General features: G+C 72.0%; 5 protein-coding genes and 1 pseudogene. 2 read left to right on the top strand and 4 right to left on the bottom strand.

Annotated elements, in window-relative coordinates; genetic code table 11:
- The 3 genes and pseudogenes from ACWD4B_RS07280 to ACWD4B_RS07270 form a co-directional block, all read right to left on the bottom strand.
- A pseudogene (locus ACWD4B_RS07280) lies at window positions 1–209 on the bottom strand (hypothetical protein); the annotation flags it as partial.
- A 129-nt stretch (window positions 210–338) separates the two neighbouring features.
- On the bottom strand, window positions 339–2,948 hold the full coding sequence (locus ACWD4B_RS07275) for a bifunctional FO biosynthesis protein CofGH (RefSeq protein WP_451419851.1): 2,610 nt from the start codon (window positions 2,946–2,948) through the stop codon (window positions 339–341).
- A 132-nt stretch (window positions 2,949–3,080) separates the two neighbouring features.
- Window positions 3,081–3,938 carry a TIGR03619 family F420-dependent LLM class oxidoreductase gene (locus tag ACWD4B_RS07270; protein WP_451419850.1) on the bottom strand — a complete coding sequence of 286 codons (858 nt, stop codon included), beginning with the start codon at window positions 3,936–3,938 and terminating at the stop codon, window positions 3,081–3,083.
- A 152-nt stretch (window positions 3,939–4,090) separates the two neighbouring features.
- Between ACWD4B_RS07270 and ACWD4B_RS07265 the strand changes: the two genes are divergently transcribed.
- Window positions 4,091–5,614 carry a CehA/McbA family metallohydrolase gene (locus ACWD4B_RS07265; protein WP_451419849.1) on the top strand — a complete coding sequence of 508 codons (1,524 nt, stop codon included), beginning with the start codon at window positions 4,091–4,093 and terminating at the stop codon, window positions 5,612–5,614.
- An 84-nt stretch (window positions 5,615–5,698) separates the two neighbouring features.
- Window positions 5,699–6,220, top strand: a complete 522-nt coding sequence (locus tag ACWD4B_RS07260; RefSeq protein ID WP_451419848.1) for a DUF6624 domain-containing protein — start codon at window positions 5,699–5,701, stop codon at window positions 6,218–6,220.
- 7 nt (window positions 6,221–6,227) lie between these two features.
- Here ACWD4B_RS07260 and ACWD4B_RS07255 read toward each other — a convergent pair whose 3' ends face one another.
- Window positions 6,228–7,013, bottom strand: coding sequence for a helix-turn-helix domain-containing protein (locus ACWD4B_RS07255; RefSeq protein ID WP_451419847.1), 786 nt, complete (start codon window positions 7,011–7,013; stop codon window positions 6,228–6,230).
- Window positions 7,014–7,192: the final 179 nt, after the last annotated feature.

The raw sequence follows: 7,192 nt of genomic DNA, 5'->3' as shown, positions 1-7,192 counted from the left end.
TACTCCTTGAGCAGCGGCGGGACCGACGCCCCGCCGGGCGGCGGCGGGGGCGCCGGCACCGCGGGCTGCCCGATGACGGTCGGCTGCGCATGTCCGGTGCCGTCCGGGCCCCACACGGGAGGCGGCCCGAAGCCGCCCTGCGGAGGCTGAGGGCTCTGCGGCTGCGCGGGCTGCTGTTGCGGATCTTGCGGGTTCTGGGGCCAAGACATGCGGGACACCTTATGCAAGGTGTGTAGCCGAGGGATCGGTGGGCGGCGACAGCTTGGCAACACTTGCGCGGGACGCGCCCCGAAGGGGCGCGGGGAACTGCGCGACCAGCCACATCCGGCCCGCACCCGTCAATCCGACCCCAACACGGGCAAAAGCTCGGGCAGATGCCCGTCCGACGCAAGGGCAGCGGCCTGTCGCTCCTCCGGCACGTCCCCGTACAACGTCGTACGCGCCCGCGCAGGCCGCCCCGCGGCATCGGCTATCGCCACCAGATCCCGGATGGACCGGTACGAACCGTACGAAGACCCCGCCATACGGGAGATGGTCTCCTCCATCAGCGTGCCGCCCAGGTCGTTGGCGCCCGAGCGCAGCATGTCCGCTGCGCCCTCTGTGCCCAACTTGACCCAGCTCGTCTGGATGTTGGGGATATGCGGGTGCAGCAGCAGCCGCGCCATCGCCGTGACCGCGCGGTTGTCCCGGGTGGTCGGGCCCGGGCGGGCGATGCCCGCCAGGTACACCGGCGCATTGGTGTGGATGAACGGCAGGGTGACGAACTCGGTGAAACCGCCCGTCTCCTGCTGGATCTGCGCGAGCAGCCGCAGATGCCCCAGCCAGTGCCGCGGCTGGTCCACGTGCCCGTACATCATGGTCGAGGACGAGCGGATGCCCAGCTCGTGCGCGGTCTTGACGACCTCGACCCACGTCGCCGTCGGCAGCTTGCCCTTGGTGAGGACCCAGCGGACCTCGTCGTCCAGGATCTCGGCGGCGGTGCCGGGGATGGAGTCCAGTCCGGCCTCCTTCGCCTCGGCGAGCCACTCGCGGATGGACATCCCGGTGCGCGTCGCGCCGTTGACGACCTCCATCGGGGAGAAGGCGTGCACATGCATGCCGGGGACGCGCTTCTTCACGGCCCGCGCGATGTCGAAGTAGGCCGTCCCGGGCAGGTCGGGATGGATGCCGCCCTGCATGCAGACCTCGACCGCGCCCACGTCCCACGCCTGCTCGGCCCGGTCGGCGACCTGCTCCAGCGAGAGCGTGAACGCGTCGGCGTCCGTGCGGCGTTGGGCGAAGGCGCAGAAACGGCAGCCGGTGTAGCAGACGTTGGTGAAGTTGATGTTGCGCGTGACGATGTAGGTGACGTCGTCGCCGACCGTGTCGCGACGTACGGCGTCGGCGATCCCGCACAGGGCGTCCAGCGCCGGGCCGTCCGCGTGCAGCAGGGCCAGGGCCTGGGCGTCCGTGAGCTTCGTCGGGTCGTCGGCGGCCACGGCCAGGGCCTCGCGCACGTCGGCGTCGATGCGCTCGGGGACCATGCCCGGCGCCGCGGCCTCGCGCAGGGCCTCCCAGTCGCCGTAGACCTCGTCGAAGTCCTGGCGCCGGTCGCCGGTGCGGCCCTCGGTGTCGATGGCGCGGTGCAGATCCGTACGGCCGGACGGGACGAAGGCCTCCTCCGGCTCCTGCCACGGCAGGCCCCGGACCTCCACGTCCTCGCGGGCCAGGCCCGTCTCCGGGTCGGCCAGCGCGCGCACGTGGGGCAGCAGCCGGGGGTCCAGCCAGGGCTCGCCGCGCTGCACGAACTCCGGGTAGACCGCGAGGCGTTCGCGCAGCACGAAGCCCGCGGCGGCGGACTGCTCGGCGAGCCGGTCGATCTGCGGCCAGGGGCGCTCGGGGTTGACGTGGTCCGGGGTGAGCGGGGAGACGCCGCCCCAGTCGTCGATGCCGGCGCCGATGAGGCGCGCGTACTCGCCGTCGACCAGGTTCGGCGGGGCCTGCAGACAGGCCGAGGGGCCCATGATGTGCCGCGCGACGGCGACGGTGGCGACGAGCTCGTCCAGCTCGGCGTCCGGCATGCCGCGCATCGCCGTGTCCGGCTTGGCGCGGAAGTTCTGCAGGATGAGCTCCTGGATGCCGTGGTAGGAGCGGGAGATGCGGCGCAGCGCGAACAGCGAATCCGCGCGCTCCTCGTACGTCTCCCCGATGCCGATCAGCAGCCCGCTGGTGAACGGGACGGAGCTGCGCCCGGCGTCCTCCAGGACGCGCAGCCGGACGGCCGGCTCCTTGTCGGGCGAGCCGTAGTGCGGGCCGCCGGGCTCGCTCCACAGGCGCTCGGCCGTGGTCTCCAGCATCATGCCCATGGACGGCGCGACGGGCTTGAGCCGCTGGAAGTCCGTCCACGACATGACGCCGGGGTTGAGGTGGGGCAGCAGCCCGGTCTCCTCCAGGATGCGGATCGCCATCGCGCGCACGTACGCGATGGTGTCGTCGTACCCCTCGGCCTCCAGCCACTCGCGGGCCTCGGGCCAGCGGTCCTCCGGCTTGTCGCCGAGGGTGATCAGGGCTTCCTTGCAGCCCAGTTCGGCACCGCGGCGGGCGATGGCCAGGACCTCGTCCGGCGACATGAACATCCCGTGCCCGGCTCTGCGCAGCTTGCCGGGGACGGTGGCGAAGGTGCAGTAGTGGCACTTGTCGCGGCAGAGGCGGGTGAGCGGGATGAAGACGCTCTTGGAGTACGTGATGACGCCGGGCCGCCCGGCGGCCTCCAGGCCTGCGTCGCGCACACGCGCGGCGGAGGCGCACAGGTCCACGAGATCCGCGCCGCGCGCCTGCAACAGGACCGCGGCCTCGGCGACATCCAGCGCAACACCGTCCCGCGCGCGTTTGAGCGCGCGCCGCATGGCGTTGGCAGTCGGCCGCCCTGATTCCTGTGCGGGTCCCGGTCCCTGTGCGCTGGAAGTCATTGTCCGAGCATACGAGCGGACACTGACAGCGACACGTAGCGGAGGGCGAAGGTCCATGTGCCTCTCGTCACGTCAGACGGAGGCAGCCTCCGCAGGGTTGGGGCCACGCGCCGGCAACCCGTCAGCCACACGTCACAGGAACTCCGCATGCACGTCCAGCGCCCGCAGCACTTCCCCCTCGCCGCCCGACGGAAGCCCCACCACCGTCTCCTCGATCCCCATGTCCGCGAGGTGCGCGAGCTTCCCCGCCGAGGGGTGCACCGCATACGGCACCACCGCCGGCTCGCCGTGCCGCCCCGCCTCCCGCCACACCCGGCGCAGCTCCGGCAGCGTCTCGCGCAGCCCCTTGCCGCCGACGGGCATCCAGCCGTCCGCGTACTCGGCGATCGCCGCGAACAGCCGCGGCCCGGCCCCGCCCCCGAGCAGCGTGCGCGGCCCGACCAGCGGCAGGTCCCCCTTGCGCTCCCGCGGCGCCTGCACCGGCTTGGGATGCGCCCAGCTGGCCCGTACGGCCCCGAACTCGCCCACGTACGCCGTCGGCTCCTCCGCCCACAGCGCCCGCATCAGCGCCATCCTGTCGCGCACCAGACGGCGCCGCACCGGCCACTCCACCCCGTGGTCGGCGGCCTCCTCCACGTTCCACCCGAAGCCGACGCCGAAGGTGAACCGGCCGCCGCTGAGATGGTCGAGCGAGGCCACCTGCTTCGCCAGCACGATCGGATCGTGCTGGGCGACCAGGCAGACGCCCGTCCCGATCCCGATCCGGTGCGTGACGGCCGCGGCCTGGGCCAGCGCCACGAACGGGTCGTAGGCCCGCCCGTACTCCGGCGGCAGCGGCTCGCCCATGGGGGCAGGGGTGTCCCGGCTCGCCGGGATGTGCGTGTGCTGCGGCAGATACAGCCCGGCGAAGCCGCGCTGCTCCAGCTCCCGGGCCAGCCGGACGGGGCTGATCGTCTCGTCCGTGAGGAAGATCGTGGTGGCGATCCGCATGGGGCACCTCCGTCGCGGGGGCGTGTGTGACCCACGGTATGCCCTGACGGGCCGCCATGCCCCAGACGGACACGGGTGCGACGGCGCCTGTTCCGCGAGGCGCCACTCGGGCGTACGACGGTGGAGGTGCAGCCTCAGGATGGAGACCGACCATGCAGCGTCGCAACGTTCTCAAGATGACGGCTATCGCAGGAGCCGCGAGTGTGCTTACGCTCGAAGGCGTGACGTTCGCTCACGCCGACGGGACCGGTTCGCGATCCCCCGGCGAAGAGACCCGAAAGGTCACCGGCCGGCTGACGGCCGGTGCTCCGGACTTCGTCCACCTCCCCGTGGAAGTCCCCGGCGGCGTCCGCGAGATCGCCGTCTCCTACACCTACGAGAGGCCCTCGGTACCGCCCGGCACCCAGGGCAACGCACTGGACATCGGCATCTTCGACGAGCGCGGCACGGAGCTCGGCGGCTCCGGCTTCCGCGGCTGGTCGGGCGGTGCGCGCAAGGAATTCGCCATCAGCGCGGAGCAGGCCACTCCCGGGTACCTCGCCGGTCCCATCAGACCGGGCACCTGGCACGTCGTCCTCGGCCCGTACACGGTGGCCCCGCAGGGCCTGGCGTACGAGGTCACGGTCACCCTGCGGTACGGGAGACAGGGCGTCACCCCGCAGCCCGTCTACCCGCCGCAGCGGGCGAGAGGCCGCGGGCGCGCCTGGTACCGGGGCGACAACCACCTGCACAGCATCTACTCCGACGGCCTGCGCACCCCCGCCGACATCGCGGCCGCGGCACGGGCGGCCGGCCTGGACTGGATCACCACCACCGAGCACAACACGACCTCCTCGCACCGCGCGTGGGAGGGCCTGTGGGGCGACGACCTGCTGATCCTCACCGGCGAGGAGATCACCACGCGCAACGGCCACGTGGTCGCGCTGGGCACCGACCCGGGCGTCTTCCTCGACTGGCGCTACCGCTCCCGTGACCGCGTCTTCCCGCGCATCGCCCGGCAGATCCACCGGGCGGGCGGCCTGGTCGTCCCGGCGCACCCGCATGCCACGTGCGTCGCCTGCAACTGGAAGTTCGGCTTCGCGGAGGCGGACGCGGTGGAGGTGTGGAACGGGCCGTACACCCCGGACGACGAGGTGACGATCGCGGAGTGGGACAACACACTGGTCGCCGCGGTCCGGGGCGACCGGCGGGGCTGGCTGCCCGCCATGGGCAACAGTGACGCGCACCGGGAGCCGCAGGTGGTGGGCCTGCCCCAGACGGTGGTCCTGGCGGAGGACCTCTCGCGCCCGGCACTGCTGGCCGCGATCCGCGCGGGCCGCAGCTGGATCTGCGAGTCGTCGAAGGTGCAGCTGTCCTTCGAGGCGACGGGCGGCCGGGGCGCGCCCGCGGGCATCGGCGAACGGCTGCCGGTGGACCGGGACGCGCCGGTGACGGCACGGCTGAAGGTGTCCGGCGTCCCGTCCGGCTGCACGGCCTCGTTCGTGACGGACCAGGGCACCCTGTTCACGGCTCCGGTGCCGAGCGGGGGCGGGACGGTGGAGTGGCGGACGACGCCGTCGTATGCGGCGTACGTCAGGGCGGAGGTACGGCACCCGGCAGGTTCGGGGAGCGAGCTTCCGGGGGCCATGGTGGCGATGACGAACCCGATTTTCCTGGGGCCGGAGTCATCGGCGTAGATCCATTATCGCCGGGGAGAGCGATGCCTGTCACCGTCCGGCAGAACGATCTTGAGGCCTGCGATCGCCCCTAGCGTTGAGGCCATGAATGCGACGGAACCTCGTAATGCCGCACTGGCGGCGGAACTTGTGAACATGGCGGAGGCGGACCGGCGGACGTCGCCGGGCGCGAACAGTGAGGACCCGGCTGAGCAACTGGCGTGGCGCCGTCTGACCGCTCAGCACGGCGATCGGCTCGCTCAGATCATGACCGAACACGGCTGGCCGACCGTGCAACTGGTCGGTGAGGAGGCGGCAACGAGTGCGTGGCTGATCGCTCAGCACGCGGACCGCCAGTTGGATGTGCAGCGGAGGGCGCTGCGTCTGATGGAACAGGGGGAACAGATGGAACAGGGGGACGCAACGCCCCGTCGCCAGTTGGCATTTATGCGCGACCGGGTGCTCGTGAACGAGGGCCGCAAGCAGGTGTACGGCACGCAGATAGCGGGGGTGGGGAAGGACGGCGCACCGGTGCCGTGGCCGTGTGAGGAGCCGGAGCGCGTGGACGAGTTGCGGGCGGGGGTGGGGATCGAACCGTTCGGGGAGTACGTGGCCAAGTTCATGTGAGTGCGCGTCACACTGCTGCGGGCAGCTCCGCCCGACAGTCACGGCACAGCCCGGACCGCTCGGCCCGGAAGGCACGTTCGCAGCCGTCGCAGGTCTGCAGCGGCAGGGGCCGCGGCTTCGGCGGTTCGGCAGCAGGGGTGGGGAGTGCGGGCGGCAGCCAGTTCGCGAGGCGGTGGGCCAGGAGCCGGGCGGGCCAGGTGATGGCGCCGACGGGCAGGTCTGCACTGAGCGTACGAACGATCTGCGCGGCGCCGATGCCTCGGTCGAGCCATGCGCGTACGGCAGGAGAGAGGCGACGTACGTCCTTGCCGGACAGCAGCAGCCGGGGGTCGCGCCGCCGTAGCCCGGCGAGCAGCTCGGCTGCGGGCGGGTCGACGGGCGGCAGAGGCTCGGGAGGCCGCTTCGCGGGGGTGACGACGGGCTTGCGGCTGGTGCCGGTGGCCCCCGGCCGCTCGTACCACCGCGTCACGGTCACGACCCGCCCGCTCTCGGTACGGACGCGCTTGCGCTCCAGGTAGCCGGCCTGCTCCAACTCCCGCAGGGCGCGGGCGATGGTGATCTCGCCTTCGCGGAAACGGCGGGTGAGGTCCTTGATCCCGACGGTCGCGCCGTCGGGCAGCGACTGTACGTAGACGCCGATGCCGATGGCGACGAGGGACAGGTCGGGGTGCTGGGCGAGGTGGTTGCCCACGACGGTGAAGTGGGACTCGTGCCGGTGCCGGATGTGCACGACTCCGGCACGGGGAGGCCCGGTGCGCACGCAGGCGTGCGCGCTAGACTGCGCGTCAGTCATAGGGAAGGTTCTCGCTTCCTCGATGATCAGGCCCTCGATCGGGATGCCAGTCCCGGCGGGGGCCGTCGTCTTTTTGCGGTTGTCGGCGCGACCGTACCGCGCGGTCTTGCGCTCCTGCTACGCGCATCACCTGATGGAGTGACGTGCGCGGGGTTGGGTTGGTATTGGTGCTTCGCCAG

This window comes from Streptomyces sp. NPDC002536, assembly GCF_053594995.1.
Note: the sequence above shows the minus strand (reverse complement) of the source record. Positions and strands in the feature narration are given on the sequence as shown.